Raw genomic sequence first — 19,225 nt, 5'->3', positions numbered from 1 at the left:
CTCCGCTTGGTGAAACGGCTCAACTGCACGAGCGCGCAGGTCGTTCCTATCGTTGCGGCGTCGACGACGACTTTCCAGCGGAGGCGCTAAATCAGGTTATTCCAGGTCAAGATCCAGTGCTGAGACTATGATGTGGGTCCTGTGGTCCACGCGCCGGCCCTCGGAGCAGCGCGCGTCGAGCAGCCGCTGGACAGCGCGGACGATCTGGTCGTAGCCTTGGTCTATCACTTTCTGCGTATCGGCGCTGCTGCCGAGCGGGCACAGCTTCATCGTGGCGCTGGTGTCCAGCTCGACGAGGATTGGTTCGGTACCGGCCAGGCCGCAAAGCACCGGCTTCGTACTGTCACGGCTGCGATGCTCCAAGATGACGCGGTCGATCATGCTGTTCTCTCCCCCACTCGACATCCGGAGAATAGGCAGGCGACGAGGCGTGACCCTAAGCAGGATTAATCGCCCGCACGGCCGGTCGCAAATCTGCGGCGGCTTGTCGTCGAACGACAGTCATGTTCTCGCTGGAGGGCAGTCCGGGCGCCCCGTGACACCCTCGCCCAGATCACGGAACGGGTCGTTTCGATCTGCCCGAGCCACTTGTCTCACGCCTATGCGGAAGTATTGGACGCGCACGATAACTGAGCATAGCACTAACCTTACCGCCGGCTATCGGCGGAACCGAGCGGAACCATGGCCGACAGACCTGCCCCCGATCCCGACTTCGAATCCCTGCTGCGCCATATACAGGAAAGCCGCAGTCTTGATTTCCGCGGCTATAAGCGCACCAGCCTGCGTCGGCGGATCGCCCTGCGTATGGAGGCAGTGGGCGCCGATGATTTCTCGGCGTACCGCAGCTATCTTGAGGCGCAGCCGAGCGAGTTCGAGGATTTGCTCAACACGGTCCTGATCAATGTCACATCGTTCTTCCGCGATGCGGATGCGTGGGAGGTGCTGAAGTCCGAGGTGATTCCCCAGCTTGCCGCAAGGGAGGATGAACGCAACATCCGCGTCTGGAGCATCGGCTGCGCAAGCGGCGAGGAGGCTTACTCGATCGCGATGCTGCTGGCAGAGGCGCTGGGCATGGTGGAGTTCAGTCGCCGGGTGAAGATCTATGCGACGGACCTGGACGAGGAGGCACTGAAGGTCGCACGGCTCGCCAATTATGCGCCGCGGGATGTGGAAAATGTGCCGCCGGAGCTGCTCGCAAAATATTTCGAGCGTACAAACAATCATTATGTGTTCGAACGCGAGCTGCGCAAATGCGTGATCTTCGGCCGCCACAACGTCGTCCATGATGCCCCGATCTCGCGGATCGATCTGCTGATCTGCCGCAACCTGCTGATCTATCTTGAGGCAGAAACCCAGGCCGTGGTGCTGCCACGCCTTCACTATGCGCTGAGCCGAGAAGGCTATCTCTTCCTGGGCAAGGCCGAGACGCAGCTGGCGCGTTCATCGCTGTTCCGGCCGATCGAGATGAAGCATCGCATCTTCATGAAGGTGCCGCAGGAATATCGCCGGCCGATCAGCCGGGGCTTTCCGACGCGAAGCCTGGGTCGTCCGGATGTGCCGCTTGCTACCGCCGAACTGCTCGAGGCGGTGGTCAAGGACATCGGCCACGCCTTGATCGTCGTAGACGACGGCGGAGCGGTGGTGTTGGCGAACCCGCAGGCGCGCCTGCTGCTCGGCATAGGCGAATCCGATGTCGGGCGGCCCTTCCAGGACCTGCCGATCTCCTATCGGCCGATCGAGCTCAGGGGGCCGATGGACGAGGTGTTTCGCCAGCGGCGTGGCGTTCGGCTCGAGGACCAGGAATATCGGTTGAACCAGAGCGAGGTGATGCGGCTGAGCGTCGACCTGCGCCCGTTGCTCCGGCCAGATGGCAGCGTGCATGCGGTGTTGTTTGCCTTCTACGACCAGACCAGGGTCCACGGGCTCCAGCGCGAGCTCGAGGCGGCACAGGAAAATCTCGAGCAGTCGATCGAGGAGCTCCAGTCGGCGAACGAGGAGCTGGAGACCACCAACGAGGAACTCCAGTCCACCAACGAGGAACTGGAGACCACCAACGAGGAGCTCCAGTCGACCAACGAGGAGCTCGAGACCCTCAACGAGGAGGCGCGCTCTTCGAACGAGGAGATGGAGTCGGTCAACGAGGAACTCCGCATCCAGGCCGAGCAGGCGGCCAGCTATAGGCTGCACCTGGAATCGGTGCTGCGCGCGATGAACGGCGGCATCATCGTGCTCGACGACAAGCGGCTCATCCAGAGCTGGAACCGCTGGAGCGAGAATTGCTGGGGCCTGCGCGCGGAGGAGGTTATCAATACCAGCTTCGATGCGCTCGACATCGGCCTGCCGATCCACCAGTTGCGCGACGCCCTCGCAGCCGTGCAATCTGGGCGCGTGGAGCAGGAGGAGAAGCTGCTCGAGGGGCTCGATCGTCGAGGGCGCCGCATCCTGTGCCGCATCCGGATTTCGGGTCTTCAGGAAGACGACGACGTCATGCACGGTCTGGTGATGGTCTTCCAGGATGTCACCGAAGAGCGGGCGCAGGAGGAATATGGCCGCTATCTGGGGCGGATCATGGGCCGTGCGCTCAACGAGATCTATTTCCTGGATCCGGCAAGCCTGCGCTTCACGCTCACCAACCATGGGGCCCAACGCAAGCTGGGCTACACTGCGGCACAGCTGGCCCAGATGTCGCTACCCGATGTCCTGGTTGGCGTTGCGGCTGCCGACGTACGGGCGTTGCTGGTGCCGTTACGGAGCGGCGCGAAGGACGAGGTTGTATTCGCAACGGCGATCCGCTGCGCGGATGGCAGCACCTATCCCGCCGAGATCTGTACCCAGTATTTCGGCGAGGAGCAGCCGCCGATCTTCGTGGCCATCGTCCATGACATCAGCGACAGAACGCAATTGCAGCCCGGCGAATAAAGTCAGGGCGCGGGGCTGGCGACATGTTCGTGCGGCACTGTCGCTAGGTTTCTTCGTCCGCCACCGGCTTTCGCAGGCTTTCCATCGCTTCCTCCAGCACGTCGATCAGATGCTCGGATTCGGCGCGGGCCATATCCCAGCGATGTTTGGCGAATTCCAGTCCCTGCGCATCGGCGCTCTCCCCCATCTGCTGGAACAACCGCAGGCGATCCCGGTGGGTGCGGACCGCGATGCCGAGCGCACGTTCCAACTCGTCATTCTGCGCGGTCGCCAGCCCCAGCGAAGTGAAGGCATGGCCGACCTGGCAGCGAAAGCGCAGTTCCTCCTCGGCCTGGATCTGGTTGAGCACGCCGCCGCAATCGGGGCAGGAGATGTGGCTCGGCCGACCAGGGGTAATGATATCGGGCTCCATGACGGCAAAATCCTGTGCAGCGATCTGGTCCTCGATCTGATATTCGTCCGGTATCGGGACGCTCGGTCCGGAGGCTTCGCCGGCGAGGCGGGATAGCAGCGCCGGCAGTTCCGCCAGCGCCACCGCGTGATCGACGTGATCGCGCCTGAGAGCGTTGCGCGGCATGGAAGGCCACTCGGCATCGTCGGGGTGCTGGATGATCGACGTGCCGCCCGCAGCCTTGATCGCGATCAGGCCATCGGTGCCGTCGTCGAGCAGGCCGGTCAGAATCATCCCGATGGTACGCGATCCGTAGTGGATGGCGGCGGAACGAAATAGCGGGTTCACCGCCGGACGGGTGCGGTTCTCATATGGGCCGCGGCGCATCAATATCCTTCCCGGCCTGAGCAGCATGTGATAATCGGGCGCCGCCACATAGACATGGCCTGGCTCGATCTCCTGCCCGTCGACTGGCGATATAGCGCGAAGCGGACCAGCCTTGTCGAGAAGTTGCGGCAAGACGCTACGGGCGGACGGGGACAGGTGCTGGGCGACGAAGACAGCCGCCGGAAGGTCGCCGGGCAGGCCGGCACAGAGGCGTTGCAAAGCCTCCACGCCGCCGGCCGACGAGCCAACTACGATGATGTCCTTGGTAGACAAGGCCTGCTCCTTCGAGTCGATAACGATGCAAATGACGCGGAGGGTGCAGGGCTCGAAATAAGTTGGCGTCTTTTAGCATACTATTGCGTTATCCTGCGTATGACGGGGTTCGAAAATGATGGCCAACTATGACGAAGCGCGTGGCGATCTGAGGTTGCTGGACGAGGTCGAGCAGTTGAAAACCGCGCTCGAGTCCGCGCTCGAAGAAAATGACCGCCTCGTCGACGACCGCGATCGCCTGCTCCGGCGGGTGGCTGGCCTGTCGCACGAGTTGCAGGCGATGCACAGGCAGTTCGCCACGCTTCGTCTGAACGAGGAACCGACGGATGACGCCGCAGTACGGCTGAACCAGAGCGAGGAGGAACTGCGCGTAGCCTTCGAGGAAATGCAGGTGCTCACCGAGGAGCTCGAAGCGGCCAACAGCACCCTCCACGAGGCCAACCAGCATCTGGATCGACGGGTCGAGGAACGAACCCGCGAGGTGCAGGATATCAATCGCACGCTGGTGCAAACCGAAGCGTCGCTCCGCGCCATAGCCGATCTCGTGCCCGATCTGCTGTGGCGTACCGACGCCGCCGGTGACGCCAACTGGTTCAACCGGCGCTGGTTCTCCTACACCGGGCAAAATGAAGCGGAGGCCCAGGGCCGCGGCTGGATCGACGTGGTTCATCCGTTGGACCGCGACGCGGCAAGCGCCAACTGGGCCGTCACGATATCCGAGGGCTGGGCCTATCAGGCCGAATTGCGGGTCGGCGATAGAAAGGGCGGCTATCGCTGGTTCCTGATCAGGGCGGAGCCGCTGCGGGACGATCGGGGCAAGATCGTCGCGTGGTTCGCGGCCGGCACCGATATCCACGACCAGCGCAACATGCTCGATGCCTTCAGGCAGAGCGAGTTGCGCTTCCGCACGCTGGTCGAGGGCATGCCGCAACTCGTGTGGCGCGCGCTGGACGGAGGCCAGTGGACATGGTCCAGCCCGCAATGGACAAGCTATACCGGACAGGGCGAAGACGATTGCCGCGGGATGGGCTGGCTGGAAGCATTTCACCCCGACGATCGCGCCGACGCGCGGGCGGCCTGGCGCGATGCCGAGGAAAGAGGAGTGCTCGAGTTCGAAGCGCGTATCCTACACCTGGACGAAGGCCGCTATCGCCATTTCCGTACGCGCGCATTGCCGGTCGGTGGCGACGATGGCGCTCCGGTGGAATGGCTCGGCACCTCGACCGACGTCGACGACATCCTTCAACTGCAGCAGGAGCAGGCGGTGCTGGTGGCCGAGCTCCAGCACCGGACGCGCAATCTGATGTCGGTGGTGCAATCGGTAACCGCCCGGACGCTGAAGGACAGCGATACCCTCGAAGAGTTCGAGAAGTGCATCGACGACCGGCTCCAGGCCCTGTCGCGTGTGCAGGGCCTGCTTTCGCAACGCGACGGCATGAGAGTTACCTTCGATGCGCTGCTGCTATCGGAGCTTTCCGCGCAAGTGCCGTTAAACCGCGCCGAATGGGCGGAGCGCATATCGCTGAATGGCCCAAAAGGAGTATCCCTCCGTTCCGCCGCAGTTCAGACGCTTGCTCTGGCCTTGCATGAGCTTACGACAAATGCTGTGAAATACGGAGCATTTTCAAACGCAGATGGGGTTCTCGAAGTGTATTGGCGTGTCGGAGCCGCAGAAGGGGATGAACGTCCCCTGTGTATCGAGTGGCGGGAGCGTGGCGTCGGCACGATGGCCGACGACGAACGGCCGCGCGGAAGTGGTTATGGCAGGGAATTGATCGAGCGCGCGCTGCCCTATTCGTTGGCTGCGCGGACGAGCTATGCGTTCGAACTCGATGGCGTGCATTGTACGATAGAGGTCGGCGTTCCCTGCGAAGACATACGGTTGGAGACAAGCAATGGCTGATCAGAAACTCAAAGGATGTCAGATCCTTATCGCCGAGGACGAGTATCTTCTGGCCGACGATCTGCGCGACGAGCTGAGCCAGCTGGGCGCAGATATCCTCGGTCCGGTACCATCGGTAGACGAAGCCGCGACCCTGATCCGGGCGCAGACGAAGATCGACGTGGCGGTGCTGGACATCAACCTGCGGGGCAAGATGATCTTTCCGATAGCGGATCTACTGAAAGAGCGCGGCATTCCGTTTATCTTCGCGACCGGCTATGACGAATGGGTGGTTCCCGAACGCTTTGCTGACATCACGCGGCTGGAAAAGCCGCTGAAGGCGTACCGCATCGCCGAGCTGGTGCATACCATGCTTGCCTGAGTTCGCGGCTGGCCGCCACGGCTACCGGCTGCCACCTACAGGCGCGTCCCCGCCCTTGGCGGGTCGCCGCTCCCTATGCTTGATGCGCAACGCTCCGTCTCCCGCCTGCGGGTCCGAGTCATGATCTTCCGCACCGCCGCCGCCACCCGCCGCAGCTCCGCTGCCGACGGCCACGCCGCTGCCTTCCTGGGGCGCTCGTCGACCACGGTTCTGTTCTGCCGGTAGGCCCGCAGTGCGGATCGGCGGACCGGGCTGCGGCCGGCTCGGTTCCTGGTCGCCCGTATAGCCGCTCTTCAGTTCGGGTGGACCGGTCGTCTTGCCGCGATCCCTCATCATCTCCTCCTCGTTCAGCCGGCTCGCTCAGCCGGTACCCCCGTCGTCGGTGGGCTCGGCCCTCGCGATCTTCAGCAATTCCTCGGGCGTCAGGCCCGCCGGGATGGCGCCTTGCAGGGTCCCGTCCCCCGCGGCCGCGTGCGCCTGATCGGTCGCAGCGCCAGAGGGGCTATGCTCGGGATCGTCCCGAGCAGGCTGGATAGTATCGCCGGGCTTGCCATCATGCCAGTTCCGCACCCGAATAGCGCGCAATCTCCTCGGCATAGCGCGCCGTCAGCATGTCCTGGTCTCCGGCCGGCCCATGCAGCTTCAGCTCGACGAGCCAGTGGCTCTCCTCCTGATACATATGATGGACCACCGCGCCGCGAATATGCTCCAGCTTATCGATATAATTCTGCGAGGCGGGGTCCATCTTCTCGAGTACGGCCATCTGGACCTTGGCCGTGGCCTGCTCCTCATAGGCAAGGCTGGCGGCGCCCTTTTCGCCACTCTCGGCCATAGCCGGATAAAGCACTGATTCTTCCGCGTTGGAATGGCTGGTCAACAGCACCGCAAGGTCCTTTTGGGCAGCGGTACGCGCATGGGAGTCCGTGGCTTTTCGTACCTTGCCGAAGGCTGTCTCGATCTGTTCATGATGGTCGAGCACCATGCTGAGCCAGTCGCCGGGGCTTGCCGCCTGACGGGCATTGTGGCGGGCCGCCATGCGGTCCTGCTCGCTCTCGGCCGGTGTTACGGCGGCGACGATCCTGTCGAGGAAGGACATGTGCGGGCTCCTGATGCTTTTCCGGGAATCGCGCGGCCGGCGTGATGGTTCCGGCGTCCGCGACAGGACTGCTTCAGGACGGGGCCACCCGTTGCGGAGCCCGCCGTGCCCTATTTTTCAGCTCAGCTCAGCACGCACTCGAGCGGCAGGCGGATGCGGCACATCAGGCCGGTGGAGGAGACATCGATGATGGCCGATCCCGATAATTCGTAGGCGATGGCTTCCTTCAGCACCTCCGGGCCGAAGCCCTGCTTCTTGTCATTCAAGTCCGCACCCGGGATTTTTCCGGCTTCGGCCCAGTTGATCCGCAGGCCCGCTTCCGCGCCATGTGCCTCGATCGACCACGCAATGGCGATGCTGCCGCCGGCTGCCAGCGCGCCGACCTTGATCGAATTCACTGCCAGTTCGTGGATGGCAAGACCCAGCAGTCCCGCGGGCTTGGGCTTGATACGGAGCGGGCCGCCGTCCAGCCGCGCCTCCTTGCCAAGTCCGACGCCGAACGCGATCAGTTCGTCGGCGATCAGCGATCCGAGATCGATGCCCCCGCCAGGATTGCGCATCAATACCGACTGGACGCGGGCGAACGCCGAGATCCGGCCGTCGAGATTATTCTGATAGTCCTCGACGCTTTCGGAGTTGGCGGCGGTGCGGCGCGCGATCGATCGGACTACTGCCAGCGTGTTGCGCACGTAATGCTGCAACTCGGCGCGCGAGGCGTCCGCCTGAGCTTCCAGCTCGGCGGTCCTGGAGGCATCCTCCTCATGCCGCACCTGCGCCTGCTTGAGGGCGCTTCGGAGGGCGGCGATCTCGATCTCCTGTTGGTTCATCAGATCTCCACCGCCGGTGCGACATCCTTTTCGATGCTCGTCCCGGCCTCCGCCTGCCCAAGGTGGAGATAGTTGGGCGTGAACAGCACCGCGTGCTGCAGTCTCGCCAAGTCGGGAATCTCCAATATCCGGTCCTTCAGCACGATCAATCCCTCGGCGCGCATTTCCTGAAGAGTCCGGTTGACGTGCACTGGAGTCAATCCGGTCGCCTCGGCCAGTTCCGTCTGGGTGGGCGGCAGATCGCACATGTTGCCGCGCGTGAGCCCGACAGTCCGGAGCCGCAGGAACAGTTCGCAGAACAAGTGCCGATGCGCTCCAGCGCACTGCGCGAAAGGCTGACGGTCCACTGCCGCTGCATCGATATCGATGACAGCATTTGCCACCACAGCGCACGTCCGATCTTGGGGAATTCCTCGCAGATCTGGCCAACGCGCTCGTGCGGGATCTCGACGAACTGCAGTGCGGTCAGGGCGCTGATCGTATGGTCCATCTCCGCCAGCACGAAATTATTGAGATCGCACAAGTCGCCGGGGAGCAGGAAGCTGACGATCTGGCGGCGCCCGTCCTCCATCGTCTTGTAGCGATAGGCCCATCCCGACAGGATCAGGAACACACTGCGCGGCCGCTCACCCTCGCGGACCAGATCCACCCGCGCACCGACTCGCCGGATCCGATCGCGTGTGAGGGTGCGCAGCGCATCGCACTCTTCGTCGGATAGCTTGGTATAATTGCTGAGCCTGGTGGCTAGTACATCTTCGTTAGTCATGTGCAACCAACCCTAGGCCATTCAAAAATGTCGAGGACTGACATAGGTTAAGCGACTGTCGGCGAACCGGACCGCCGCGGTGAAGCGAGCAAAAAAACTGCTGTAGGGCCGGCTGTGCGCGGTGCGCCGCGGAGGCGGGCTCAGGCTGCGGCATCCTGCAGTCTGTCATGGTTCCACTGACTGCCGATTTCCTGCGCGAACCAGGCGCATGTCGCCTCCAGCCCGGTGCGGAGGCCGACCACCGGTTGCCAGCCCAATGTCGCCTGCGCCCGGCTGATGTCGGGCTTGCGGCGGCGCGGATCGTCGACGGGCAACGGCCGGAAGACGACATTGGCGGTGGTGCCGGTCATCTCCACGATCAGGGCAAGGAGGTCGTTGATCGTCACCTCATCGGGATTACCCAGGTTGATCGGTTCGTCGCGGTCGAGATCGCTCTCCATCAGGCGGATCAGGCCATCAACCAGGTCTGACACATAGCAGAAGCTCCGACTCTGCGTACCGTCTCCATAAATGGTGATATCATTCCCCGACAGCGCTTGGCAGATCAGGTTGGAAACGACGCGGCCATCGTCGGGATGCATCTGCGGCCCATAGGTATTGAAGATCCTGGCGACGCGAACCTCCGCACGGCTCATTCTCGCGAAGTCGAAGGTCATCGTTTCGGCCGCGCGCTTGCCTTCGTCGTAACAGGCCCGGGGGCCGGTGCAGCTTACCCATCCGCGATAATCCTCATGCTGCGGATGCGTTTCGGGATCGCCATAGACCTCGCTGGTCGAGCTCAGCAGGAAACGCGCGCCGGCACGCTCTGCAAGTCTCAGCAGGTGATCGGTGCCGACTACATTGGTGAGCATGGTATGCTCCGGGTCCGCCTGATATTGCGGGGGCGAGGCCGCGCAGGCAAGATTGTATATGCGCGATATGCGGCGTGTACACTCCAATATGTCCAGCGGTAGTGGATTGACGATGTCAGCTTCGATGAACTTGAAGCGCGGACTGGTTTCGAGCGAGCGCAGATTGACCGGCCGCGAGGTTTGGAGATTGTCGAGGCAGAGCACGGTTTCACCGCGATCGAGCAGCGCCCGGCACAGGTGAGATCCGATGAAGCCTGCGCCCCCCGCCACGAGCGTGATCTGGTCTGGGCGGTTGATCATGACAAGCTCCTCGTTACTTCAGCAATTCCAATGTCGATCTCGGGCGCACGCACGTGTGGGACGGCGCGAACCGGACCTGCCGCCTCGACCAGAAAGCGTTCGAGTTCCGCGGCGCGATGCGTTGCGCTATGGGATGCCAGGATCCTGGCACGAGCTGCGCGACCGATCGCGTAATGGTCGCGCCACAATATCTGCGCGACCCGCTCGCTGCTGTCAGCAAGGAGGATCTCGCGATCGGGCTCGAGCAGCGAGTCTATGCCGTCCCAGATGTCGGAGATGATCGGAGTGCCTGTTGCGGCTGCTTCGAACAGCCGCACCGATGGCGACCAGCCGGCGGCAATCATGTCGTCGCGGGTTACGTTCAGCGTAAAGCGAGAGGCGCTGTAGAAGGCCGCATGCTCGGTTGGGGGCAGATGGTCGATACGCTCGACATTGGCCGGCCATATGATCGAGTCCGGATATTGCGGCCCGGCGACCACGAAGCGCATGTGCGGCAGCGCGCGCGCCGGCTCAATCAGCAGCCGCTCCAGCCGCGGCTGGCGATCGGGGCTGTAGGTACCGAGATAGGACAGGTCCCAGCGCTTCGGCACGGGGAGTGATGGATAGGCGAGCGGATCGACCGAGCAATACAGGGCCCGCGCCGCCGGTGATCCGTAGTGCTGTTCCAGCAGGTCGAGCGTCGGGCCGCCGGTGAATGACAGATAGAGATCATAGCCGGCGATCAGGTCGGGCGTGAGATATTCATGATCGTCGCGCGCCAGCTTGGCCAGGGTTACCGGCGTGTCGATATCGTAGAAAGCGATCACGCCTTCCGCGACATCCTGCACGAAGCGCCCGACAGCGACGCCTTCGGGCACATAGGATCCGACGATCACAGCGTCTGCCGCGGCGATCGTGCCGCTCCAGCGGCGCAGCTCCGCCAGGTCCGCGTAGAAGGCGAGATCGCAATAGCCGGGATCTGTCAGGTCGCGACGGCTGGCATACCATGGCACGTCGCGCTCCAGGAACAGGATGTCATGGCCGCGCCGCGCGAAAGCCGACAGCAGTGCGCGATAGGTGGTCGCATGGCCGTTGCCCCAGGACGAGGACAGGCTGAGCCCGATGACCACGATCCTCATGCCGCAACCCGCTGGCGCGCGCGCAACTCGCGGAACAGGCGATCGACCAGTTCCGCACGAAGCCGATAGCTGTGCTCGGCCCGCACCCGGCGCAGCGCCGCGTCGCCGATCCGGCGAGCCCGGTCCGGCGTCAGTTGCGCCAGCAGGTCGGCGACATCCTGCCCGTCGCGCGCGACAAGGACTTCCTCGCCCGGCGTCAGGAACATCTCTATCCCTTCCCAGGCGTCGGTGATCAGGCAGGCGCCCGCGCCGGCCGCCTCGAAAACGCGCGTCGCCGGCGAAAAGCCGACGGCGGCCATGCTGTCGCGGGCGACGTTGAGCAGGGCGAGCGGTGTCGAGTTGAAGGCGTTGTGCTCGGCCGTGTAGACATGCCCGCGCGCCGACACATTGGCCGGGAGCGCGGCGCTCTCCCAGCCATTGCCACCGATCAGGAAGGTGCGATCCGGCAGCAGCCCGGCCGCTCCGAAGAAGAACTCCGCCACCCGCGCCTCGCGGTCGGGCAGGCGATTGCCCAGGAATGCCAGATCGGCGGCGAAGCGCGGGTCCGGCGGCACCGGGAAATGCGTGGTCGGATCGAGCGCGTTATAGATCGGCACGCAACGCAGCGCGCCAAATCCCTCATAGGCTTCGACGACCGGGGGGCCGCCGCCATAGGTCAGCACGGCATCCAGCCGCGGCGCCGCTTTCCGGACCGGGTGGTGCGGATCGCCGCGCATCTCGTCCAGCGTGGCCGCGGCGTCCACATCCCAAAAGATACGCAGCGCACCCGGACGACTGTGCGTCGAGATGCCTTCGAGCAGTTCGGCATCGAACACCCCGACGCCGCTCGCCTTGACCACGATGTCCGCGGCGCCCGCCTCGGCCAGCACCGAGCGCAGTCCCTCGGCGGTGGCTGGATACACCACCGAGCGCGCCCAGGCGGGCGGCTCGATGTCGCGGTGCTGCTGGCGATCGAATGCGTCGGGCTCGTAGAAGCTGATCTGGTAGCCGCGGCTGGCGAGCTCGCTGAGCAGTCCGCGGTAATAGGTCGCGGCGCCATTCCAGTAGGAGGATAACAGGCTCGATCCGTAGAAGGCGATCTTCATGCGACACTCCGGGCAGGGGCAGGGGTTTCGATGCTGCGCACGATCTCCAGCAGCTCATCGACGCGATGGCGGCAGGTGTGTCGGGCGAGGATCGTCTCGAGTCCTCTGGCTACCAGCGACGAACGCAGCTCGCCGTCGGCGGCGATCGCCCGGAGATGGCGGGTCATCCTGGCGCCGTCCTCGGCGACGAGATAGTCGTTGCCCGGCCGGAACAGGCTTTCACTGTCCTGCCATGGCGCAGAAACCAGCGGGATGCCGCAGGCGAGCGCCTCGAACATGCGGATCGTCGGGATGCCGGGCAACAGGGTGGCATAATAGCGGCGCGGGACATGCACGGTCGCGAGTGCCCGGGCAAAGATCGCTGGCACCTGCGCATTAGGCGCCCAACCATGATAGCGTACGCCATAGCGCTTCAGCGTCGCGAGCGCCTCGGGCGGGTAGCGGACGCCGTAGAGATCGAGCGGCAGCGGCGCTTCCTGCGCGGGCCGGAACAGGAAGCGCTCCAGCTCGGCACTGCGCTCTCCATCGCCCCAGTTGCCGATCCAGACCAGGCCGGCACGTTCTGTCTGGGGATGGGGAGGGTGGAACAGCCTCGTGTCGGCTGCCTCGTGCCAGGTCCAGACGCGATCGCCCCAGCCCCAGCGGCGATAGACCTCGGATAGCGCTTCGCCGAACGCCAGTACGCCGTCATAGCCGGAGAGGTCGAAGGCGCGGATCGCCTGCGGATCGCTGACGGCGCGGTGGTGGGTATCGTGGAACAACAAGGTGAAGCGGCCGCCCCGCCGGCGCAGGTCGCCGACGGCAGCGACGAGTGCCGGTTCGTTCCACTCGTGGACGATCACCAGCTCGGCATCGCCGATCAGGTCCTCGACATGGGGCTGGGGGCCGTAGCTGCGGGTCTTGAGGTCGGGATAGGCACGGGCGAACGCGGCGAGTCCGGCGCGGCCATGATCGGCGATCAGGTTGCTCAGGCTCCAATTGTCGCTAGGTTCGAGGGCGATCACCTGATGGCCGCGCGCCTGCAGTTCGCCGAGCACGCCGCGCAGGAAATGTGCATTGCCGTGGTTCCAGCAGGACAGCAGCGAGTGAGTGAAATAGACGACCCTCATCCGCACGCCCTCGCCAACCGGTTGGCGGAACGGGTCTGGAGCAGTGTCCGGTACGCCGACATCGTGGCCTCGCCCGTGGCGGCTGCCGAATAGCGCCGCGCGTGGCGTCGCGCCTCTTCGCCGCGCGACAGGCGGAGCGCCGCATCGCCGATCAGCGTCTCGATCGCCTCGGCGAAGCCGGCCTCGTCGTCGGGATCGACGAAGTGCGCGACGCCGTCCCACAGTTCGCGGAAGGTGGGAATGTCCGACAGCACCAGCGCGCAGCCAGCGGATGCCGCCTCCAGCACCGCAAGACCGAACGGCTCGTAGCGCGCCGCCGAGACGAAGACCGGACGCGCGGCGAGGTATCGGCCGAGCGTCGCCTCGTCGAGCTGGCCGAGCCTGTGGAGATGGTCAAAGCTGATCGCTTCGCCATGCGGCGCGATACACGCGCCGGCGGCCTTGAACGGAATGGTCAACCGTCCCGCGGCGCGATCCAGCACCGCGACATTCTTGCCGCTGTCCCACAGCCGGCCGGCTGTGAAAGCGAAGTCGTGCATCGCAGCCTTGGCCAGTGGCAGTTCGACACGGCCATTGTGGACGACACGCGGCGAATGCCGAAGCCCATGATGGGCATGTGTCGCGGCAGCAAAGCTGTGGGACGGCGTGAGCACCATGTCGGCCCGCTGAAGGCCCAGGCGGTGCAGCCGGTCGCGCCAGGCCAGGTCGTTGGGAAGCGGGCCAGCGCGGGTCGCACGCCACCATGTGCCGACGCAGCTGTGCGAGACGGCGAGCGTCGGCGCGTGGAAATCGACGGCCGCCGCCAGGGCAGGGCTGTTAAGATGGACGATCTGCGCCTCATAAGAGGCTGCAAGCTCGGCGATATGCTCGGCGGACGCCTCGACCTGAGCGCCGTCCGCCGCGATCCAGTCGAGATCTTCGCCAGTCTCGATCAGCGTCAGGCCGGCAATCGCCTCGGCAGCAAGAAGCTGCGTCGGCCCTGGCGGAGGGCCGAGTATGGCAAGGCCGACCTCGACATCCTGTGCGCAAAGGCTGCGGCAAAGATCGATTGAATATTGCCAGACGCCACCCACCGCATCGGTGGTCATGAAGACGCGCAGCTTCGCGCTCATGATGCGGCCGCCATCGCCTGCCCCCAGGGAAGCCGGCGCTCCTGCGCCAGCCAGCGTGCGAGCCCCTCGACCCCCTCGCGCCATGGCCGTTTCGGCCCCAGCCCGAGCGCGTTCTCCGCGCGCTGCGTGTCGGCGACGAAGTAGCGCTGGTCGCCGGCGCGCCAGTCGGCGAAGGCGATGTCGAGCTCGTGGCCGAGAAGGGTTTCGATATGGGCCAGCAGTTGCCGCAAGCTTACGGCGTTCTGCTGCCCGCCGCCGAGGTTGAACGCACGGCCGCGGATCGCGTCGATGCGCTGCCAGGCGGCGATATAGGCTGAGACGGCGTCGGACACGTCGAGAATGTCGCGAACCTGGTGGCCATCGCCGTAGATGGTGATCGGCGCGCCTTCGAGCGCGCGGATCAGGAAATGGGCGACCCACCCCTGGTCTTCCGTGCCCATCTGGCGCCGGCCATAGATGCAGCTCATCCGGAAGACCGCCGTGCGCAGGCCGAAACTGCGTGCATAATCCAGCACATATTGATCGGCCGCGCCCTTCGAGCAGCCATAAGGCGTGTGGAAATCGAGAGGCCGGTCCTCGGCGACCCCGTTGCGGCGGATAACGTCGTCGACCGGACGATGGCCTTTCGGACCGAGCGACAGCTGCAGGTCGTCCAGACCGCCATAGACCTTGTTGGTCGACGCAAAGACCAGCGGAGTCTCCGCTGCCTGGGTGCGGATCGCTTCGAGCAGGTTGACTGTGCCAAGCACGTTGATCTCGAAATCGTCGCGCGGATCATCCAGGCTGGTGGTGACCGCCACTTGGGCAGCCATATGGAACACCGCCTTGGCGTCGGCGACCGCGAGGGTCAGCCGCTCCGCATCACGGATGTCGGCGATGACGGTCGCGATCCGTCCCGGATGCCGGCGCTGGAGCCATGCCAGGTTGGTTTCGACTCCGGCCCGCGAGAGGGCGTCGTAGATGACCACGTCATGCCCTTCCCCGGCGAGGCGGTCGGCGATGTTCGATCCGATGAAGCCGGCGCCGCCGGTGATCAGAACGGGGCGGGCGTCGGTCATGCGACCAGCCCCCGTGCCTCTAGCTCAGCTCGCGCTTCGGCGACCCGATCGACCGCTTCCTGCTCGGCGACCCATTCCGCCAGTTCGGCCAGCCCGGCGGTGAAATCCTGCCGGGCGTGGAAGTCGAGCATTTGAGCGGCGAGGCTGGTGTCGCAGAAGCAGTGACGGATGTCGCCGGTCCGTGCCTTCCCGACGATTTCGGGGGCGATATCGTTCTTGCCCATCGCGTGAGCGAGTGCGCGCGCCACCTCGGTAACCGAGCGGTCCTGGCCGGATCCGATGTTGAAGGTGCCGCCCGCCGCCTGCGGCAGCACCAGCGCGTCGGCAAAGGCTCGCGCGACATCCGCGACATGCACGAAGTCGCGGCGCTGCTCGCCATCCTCGAAGATCATCGGCTGCTGGCCGTTGAGCAGTCGCGACGCGAAGATTGCGAGCACGCCGGTGTAGGGATTGGAGAGCGCCTGGCCCGGACCGTAGACGTTGAACAGCCGCAGGCAGACGCCCTCCATGCCATAGGGTCGGGTCATGATGTGGGTGGTGCGTTCCTGGACATATTTGTTGAGCGCATAGATCGAGGCCAGGTTCGGGCGTTTCCATTCCGGGGTAGCGACCGGCGCCAATGGCCGGCCCTGCGTGTCGAGCGGCTCCCAATTCTGCTGACCGTCGCGCAACGCCTTGCGCTCGGCATCTTCAATCAGCCTGCCGTCGGCATCGCGATAGAGGCCCTCACCGTAGATGCTCATCGAGGACGCCGTGACGACGCGACGGACGGGGTGATCGATCAGCCGTTCGAACAGCACCGCCGTTCCGACGTCATTGGCTGATGTGTAGCGCTCCACTTCGTACATCGACTGGCCGACGCCAACCTCGGCGGCGAGGTGGATGACGCTGTCGACGCCGCGCAAGGACGCGGCCACTGCGTCGCCATCGCGAATGTCGGCCCGGATGAACTCGACATCTCCCACGGGCGGTTCCGAGCCGATGCCGTGAACCTGCTCAATCAGGCTGTCGAGCACACGCACCTCATGTCCTCTGGCCAGCAACTCGGCACTGACCGCCCGACCTATGAAGCCGGCGCCGCCTGTGATCAGGATTTTCTCCACACTGCCTCCCTTGCCTAGTAAATATACCTATAAATCTATGTTAATACGTCCTTCGTAACTGATGTTACTTGCGAAAGATAACCAATGTGATTGGAGCCGTTAATACTTCTCGATAAATACAGGTTATATAGACGAGCTTCTTCATCATCTTGTTCCTATCCATCGGAACAGTTTGCCGTCGTTAATGCCCAGTTCATCGACAGATGTGGTTTTTATTGCAACTCTAAGGGGGATTGCGCTTTTTCAGCTTCTATGTTGATGCTGCCGTACCAAAAGCCGTGAGCGCGATTCTCTTCCTCGCGCGGCACGGCTCCCACGCCGAAGTTGGTCATATATTGTCGGGCCGGTCGCAGATCGGCCTGTCGCCAGCGGGGCGCGCGCAGGCTGCTTCGCTGGCGCTAAAGTGCGCCTTTTATGGCGTCCGCGAGATCCAGACGAGTCCCAGACCCCGCGCTCGAGAAACGGCGGAAGAGATTGCCGCGCAACTCGGCCTGGGCGTCGAAACCGCGGCGGCGCTCGACGAGATCGATTTCGGCAGCTGGACCGGCCGTCGCTTTGCCGATCTCGACGGTGACCCTGAGTGGCGGCACTGGAACGAGCGGCGCTCCGCTGCCTGCCCTCCGGGCGGGGAAACGATGGGCGCGGCGGCGGCGCGGATAGTCGAGCATCTCGATCGGCTGGCGGCCGAGGGGCGCAGCCATGTGCTGTGCGTCAGCCATTGCGACCCCATCCGGGGCGGGATTGCGCGCTATCTCGGCCTTAACCTAGACCATGTCCTGCGCTTCGACATCGATCCGGCGTCACTGAGCAGCCTTGCGATTGACGCCTCGGGAGGGCGGCTGTTGCGGCTCAACGAGGTGCCGCAATGAACCGCCCCCTGTCGAAGGAAGCGCTTCGCGCCAACATCGCCGCGCTCGGGCCGTGGTTCCACAATATCAACGTCCGCGGCATCTGGACCGCGCCCGACCATTTCCTGGGCGACTATCCAGGCGCCAAATTCCGTCGTTTCGCGGAAGGCCTGCCGGACGACCTCAGCGGCAAGTCGGTGCTCGACATCGGATGCAATGCAGGCTTCTACTCGATCGAGATGAAGCATCGCGGCGCCGACTATGTGCTCGGCATCGATTCCGACGATCATTACCTCGCCCAGGCGCGCTTCGTCGCGGATGCCCTCGGCTTCACTGACGTCGAGTTCCGGATGATGTCTGTCTATGATGTGGCACGGCTCGGGCGGCGCTTCGATGTCGTGATCTTCATGGGCGTGTTCTATCACCTGCGCCATCCGCTGCTCGCGCTTGATCTGATCCGCGAGCACGTCGCCGGCGACATGCTGATCTTCCAGTCGCTCACCCGAGGGGCCTCCCGCGTCGCAGCGGTGAAGCCCGACTACGACTTCAACGAGCCTGACGATTTCAACAAGCCCGGCTACCCGAAGCTCCATTTCATCGAGCATCAGTTTGCTCAGGACTGGACCAACTGGTGGGTGCCCAATCGTGCCGCGAGCGAGGCGATGCTGCGCAGCGCCGGCTTCACGATCGAGGCCGGTCCGACGGACGAAGTCTATCTCTGCCGCGTCGCCCCGGTCCCGTTCACGGGCTGGGGGCCGAGCGTGGGGGCTGTCTATCCAGCGCAAAAAGGTGACGAATGATCGAAGCGGCGATGATCTGGAACGAGCCGAACAACAAGTCGCACTGGGACCTGGAGGTCGACCCCGACTGGTCGCGCTACGCCGACTGCGTGCGCCATGCCGGCGCTGCTATCGCTGCGATGAATCCCGGCCTGACGCGGGTGTTGGGGGGCATGTCGCCGATTGATCCCTTCTGGCTCCAGAAGATGGAGGCGCATGGCGCGCTGGATTCCGTGGACGTGGTCGCGGTCCACGGCTTTCCGCTCGACTGGAACCTGTGGCCGATCCACGCCTGGCCCGACAAGATCGCCGAGATCGAGGCTGTGACCGATAAGCCTGTGTGGGTGACCGAGGTTGGCGTCGGCTCGTTTGGGGCCGAGGAGGTCCAATTGTTCGGCATCGACCGGACTGCCCAGCTGCTGGTGGGCCGGGTGCCGCGCGTCTTCTGGTACAGCCTTTACGATCTTCCGCAAAGCTGGGGTGCGACGACGCGGCACCGCGAGGCCGAGGGGTCGAGCTATTATCGGCATTTCTACATGGGGTTGATCCGCGAGGACGGGACCCCCAAGCCGGCGCTGGAACGCTACGCTGCCCATGCCGCCGATATGGGGCTGATGCAGTGGTTCCATTATCAAGACCACCGGCTCGACGAGGCGGTAGCCTGGATGAAGCGACTGGGCGTGCGTCATCTGCGCACTGGCTTGTCCTGGGCGGACTATTTCCGCCCCGACGCGCTCGGCTGGTTCGACCGGCAGATGGAGGCGCTCGCCGATTTCGACGTGACCGTCACCTTCTGCTTTACCCCCGAGCATCTCGGCATCGCCCCGCATCATACCAGCGCGCCGGTCGATCCCCAGGGCTTTGCCGACTTCTGCGCGGAGATGGTCGACCGCTACGCGCCTGCGCAGACGACGCTGCCGATTGCGGTCGGCTCCTGAA

The 19,225-nt window shown here is 64.4% G+C and carries 21 protein-coding genes; 6 read left to right on the top strand and 15 right to left on the bottom strand.

Annotation, left to right across the window (positions count from 1 at the left end; genetic code table 11):
• Nucleotides 1-96: 96 nt before the first annotated feature.
• Nucleotides 97-381: a hypothetical protein gene (locus AAC645_RS12785; protein WP_340316526.1), complete on the bottom strand. Its 285-nt coding sequence runs from the start codon at nt 379-381 to the stop codon at nt 97-99.
• Nucleotides 382-681: 300 nt separating this feature from the next.
• Here AAC645_RS12785 and AAC645_RS12780 point away from each other — a divergent pair, with 300 nt between their 5' ends.
• Nucleotides 682-2,919 (top strand): CheR family methyltransferase, encoded by a 2,238-nt coding sequence (locus tag AAC645_RS12780; protein WP_340316525.1) that lies wholly within the window; start codon nt 682-684, stop codon nt 2,917-2,919.
• A 43-nt stretch (nt 2,920-2,962) separates the two neighbouring features.
• On the opposite strand, the gene AAC645_RS12775 is transcribed toward AAC645_RS12780, so the two are convergent.
• Nucleotides 2,963-3,970, bottom strand: a complete 1,008-nt coding sequence (locus AAC645_RS12775) for a chemotaxis protein CheB (protein ID WP_340316523.1) — start codon at nt 3,968-3,970, stop codon at nt 2,963-2,965.
• A gap of 115 nt (nt 3,971-4,085) precedes the next feature.
• Here AAC645_RS12775 and AAC645_RS12770 point away from each other — a divergent pair, with 115 nt between their 5' ends.
• Together AAC645_RS12770 and AAC645_RS12765 are read left to right on the top strand one after the other, a co-directional pair.
• The gene (locus AAC645_RS12770) at nt 4,086-5,873 is read left to right on the top strand and encodes a PAS domain-containing protein (protein WP_340316521.1); all 1,788 of its coding nucleotides are present in this window, start codon (nt 4,086-4,088) and stop codon (nt 5,871-5,873) included.
• A complete protein-coding gene (locus AAC645_RS12765; RefSeq protein ID WP_340316519.1) occupies nt 5,866-6,234 on the top strand; it encodes a response regulator in 369 nt (122 codons plus the stop codon). Before AAC645_RS12770 ends, AAC645_RS12765 begins: the two co-directional genes overlap by 8 nt.
• A gap of 21 nt (nt 6,235-6,255) precedes the next feature.
• On the opposite strand, the gene AAC645_RS12760 is transcribed toward AAC645_RS12765, so the two are convergent.
• From AAC645_RS12760 to AAC645_RS12700, 13 genes are all read right to left on the bottom strand, one after another.
• Nucleotides 6,256-6,570: a hypothetical protein gene (locus AAC645_RS12760; protein ID WP_340316517.1), complete on the bottom strand. Its 315-nt coding sequence runs from the start codon at nt 6,568-6,570 to the stop codon at nt 6,256-6,258.
• A 24-nt stretch (nt 6,571-6,594) separates the two neighbouring features.
• Complete coding sequence (locus AAC645_RS12755; protein WP_340316515.1) at nt 6,595-6,804, bottom strand: hypothetical protein; 210 nt, start codon at nt 6,802-6,804, stop codon at nt 6,595-6,597.
• The gene (locus AAC645_RS12750) at nt 6,788-7,330 is read right to left on the bottom strand and encodes a hemerythrin domain-containing protein (protein WP_340316514.1); all 543 of its coding nucleotides are present in this window, start codon (nt 7,328-7,330) and stop codon (nt 6,788-6,790) included. The genes AAC645_RS12755 and AAC645_RS12750 overlap by 17 nt, the downstream gene beginning before the upstream one ends.
• 122 nt (nt 7,331-7,452) lie before the next feature.
• On the bottom strand, nt 7,453-8,157 hold the full coding sequence (locus AAC645_RS12745; RefSeq protein ID WP_340316513.1) for a sensor histidine kinase: 705 nt from the start codon (nt 8,155-8,157) through the stop codon (nt 7,453-7,455).
• The gene (locus AAC645_RS12740) at nt 8,157-8,405 is read right to left on the bottom strand and encodes a Crp/Fnr family transcriptional regulator (protein WP_340316511.1); all 249 of its coding nucleotides are present in this window, start codon (nt 8,403-8,405) and stop codon (nt 8,157-8,159) included. The genes AAC645_RS12745 and AAC645_RS12740 overlap by 1 nt, the downstream gene beginning before the upstream one ends.
• Nucleotides 8,354-8,923, bottom strand: coding sequence for a Crp/Fnr family transcriptional regulator (locus AAC645_RS12735; RefSeq protein WP_340316510.1), 570 nt, complete (start codon nt 8,921-8,923; stop codon nt 8,354-8,356). Before AAC645_RS12735 ends, AAC645_RS12740 begins: the two co-directional genes overlap by 52 nt.
• 140 nt (nt 8,924-9,063) lie before the next feature.
• Nucleotides 9,064-10,074, bottom strand: a complete 1,011-nt coding sequence (locus tag AAC645_RS12730; protein ID WP_340316509.1) for a UDP-glucuronic acid decarboxylase family protein — start codon at nt 10,072-10,074, stop codon at nt 9,064-9,066.
• On the bottom strand, nt 10,071-11,192 hold the full coding sequence (locus AAC645_RS12725; RefSeq protein ID WP_340316507.1) for a CgeB family protein: 1,122 nt from the start codon (nt 11,190-11,192) through the stop codon (nt 10,071-10,073). The genes AAC645_RS12730 and AAC645_RS12725 overlap by 4 nt, the downstream gene beginning before the upstream one ends.
• Complete coding sequence (locus AAC645_RS12720; protein WP_340316506.1) at nt 11,189-12,277, bottom strand: CgeB family protein; 1,089 nt, start codon at nt 12,275-12,277, stop codon at nt 11,189-11,191. Before AAC645_RS12720 ends, AAC645_RS12725 begins: the two co-directional genes overlap by 4 nt.
• Nucleotides 12,274-13,386 carry a CgeB family protein gene (locus AAC645_RS12715; protein WP_340316504.1) on the bottom strand — a complete coding sequence of 371 codons (1,113 nt, stop codon included), beginning with the start codon at nt 13,384-13,386 and terminating at the stop codon, nt 12,274-12,276. The genes AAC645_RS12720 and AAC645_RS12715 overlap by 4 nt, the downstream gene beginning before the upstream one ends.
• Nucleotides 13,383-14,498, bottom strand: coding sequence for a glycosyltransferase family 4 protein (locus AAC645_RS12710; RefSeq protein WP_340316503.1), 1,116 nt, complete (start codon nt 14,496-14,498; stop codon nt 13,383-13,385). The genes AAC645_RS12715 and AAC645_RS12710 overlap by 4 nt, the downstream gene beginning before the upstream one ends.
• Entirely contained in the window at nt 14,495-15,556 is a 1,062-nt protein-coding gene (locus AAC645_RS12705; RefSeq protein ID WP_340316502.1) for an SDR family NAD(P)-dependent oxidoreductase, read from the bottom strand. The genes AAC645_RS12710 and AAC645_RS12705 overlap by 4 nt, the downstream gene beginning before the upstream one ends.
• Entirely contained in the window at nt 15,553-16,659 is a 1,107-nt protein-coding gene (locus tag AAC645_RS12700) for an NAD-dependent epimerase/dehydratase family protein (RefSeq protein WP_340316501.1), read from the bottom strand. Before AAC645_RS12700 ends, AAC645_RS12705 begins: the two co-directional genes overlap by 4 nt.
• A gap of 278 nt (nt 16,660-16,937) precedes the next feature.
• On the opposite strand from AAC645_RS12700, the gene AAC645_RS12695 reads away from it, so the two are divergent.
• From AAC645_RS12695 to AAC645_RS12685, 3 genes are read left to right on the top strand one after another with little or no spacing between them, the layout of a single operon-like run.
• Nucleotides 16,938-17,528: a histidine phosphatase family protein gene (locus AAC645_RS12695; protein WP_340316499.1), complete on the top strand. Its 591-nt coding sequence runs from the start codon at nt 16,938-16,940 to the stop codon at nt 17,526-17,528.
• Complete coding sequence (locus AAC645_RS12690) at nt 17,525-18,307, top strand: TIGR04290 family methyltransferase (RefSeq protein WP_340316498.1); 783 nt, start codon at nt 17,525-17,527, stop codon at nt 18,305-18,307. The genes AAC645_RS12695 and AAC645_RS12690 overlap by 4 nt, the downstream gene beginning before the upstream one ends.
• Nucleotides 18,304-19,224 carry a glycosyl hydrolase gene (locus AAC645_RS12685; protein WP_340316496.1) on the top strand — a complete coding sequence of 307 codons (921 nt, stop codon included), beginning with the start codon at nt 18,304-18,306 and terminating at the stop codon, nt 19,222-19,224. Before AAC645_RS12690 ends, AAC645_RS12685 begins: the two co-directional genes overlap by 4 nt.
• Nucleotide 19,225 lies beyond the last annotated feature (1 nt).

This window comes from Rhizorhabdus argentea (assembly GCF_037861105.1).
Taxonomy (GTDB): Bacteria; Pseudomonadota; Alphaproteobacteria; order Sphingomonadales; family Sphingomonadaceae; genus Rhizorhabdus; species Rhizorhabdus argentea.
Note: the sequence above shows the minus strand (reverse complement) of the source record. Positions and strands in the feature narration are given on the sequence as shown.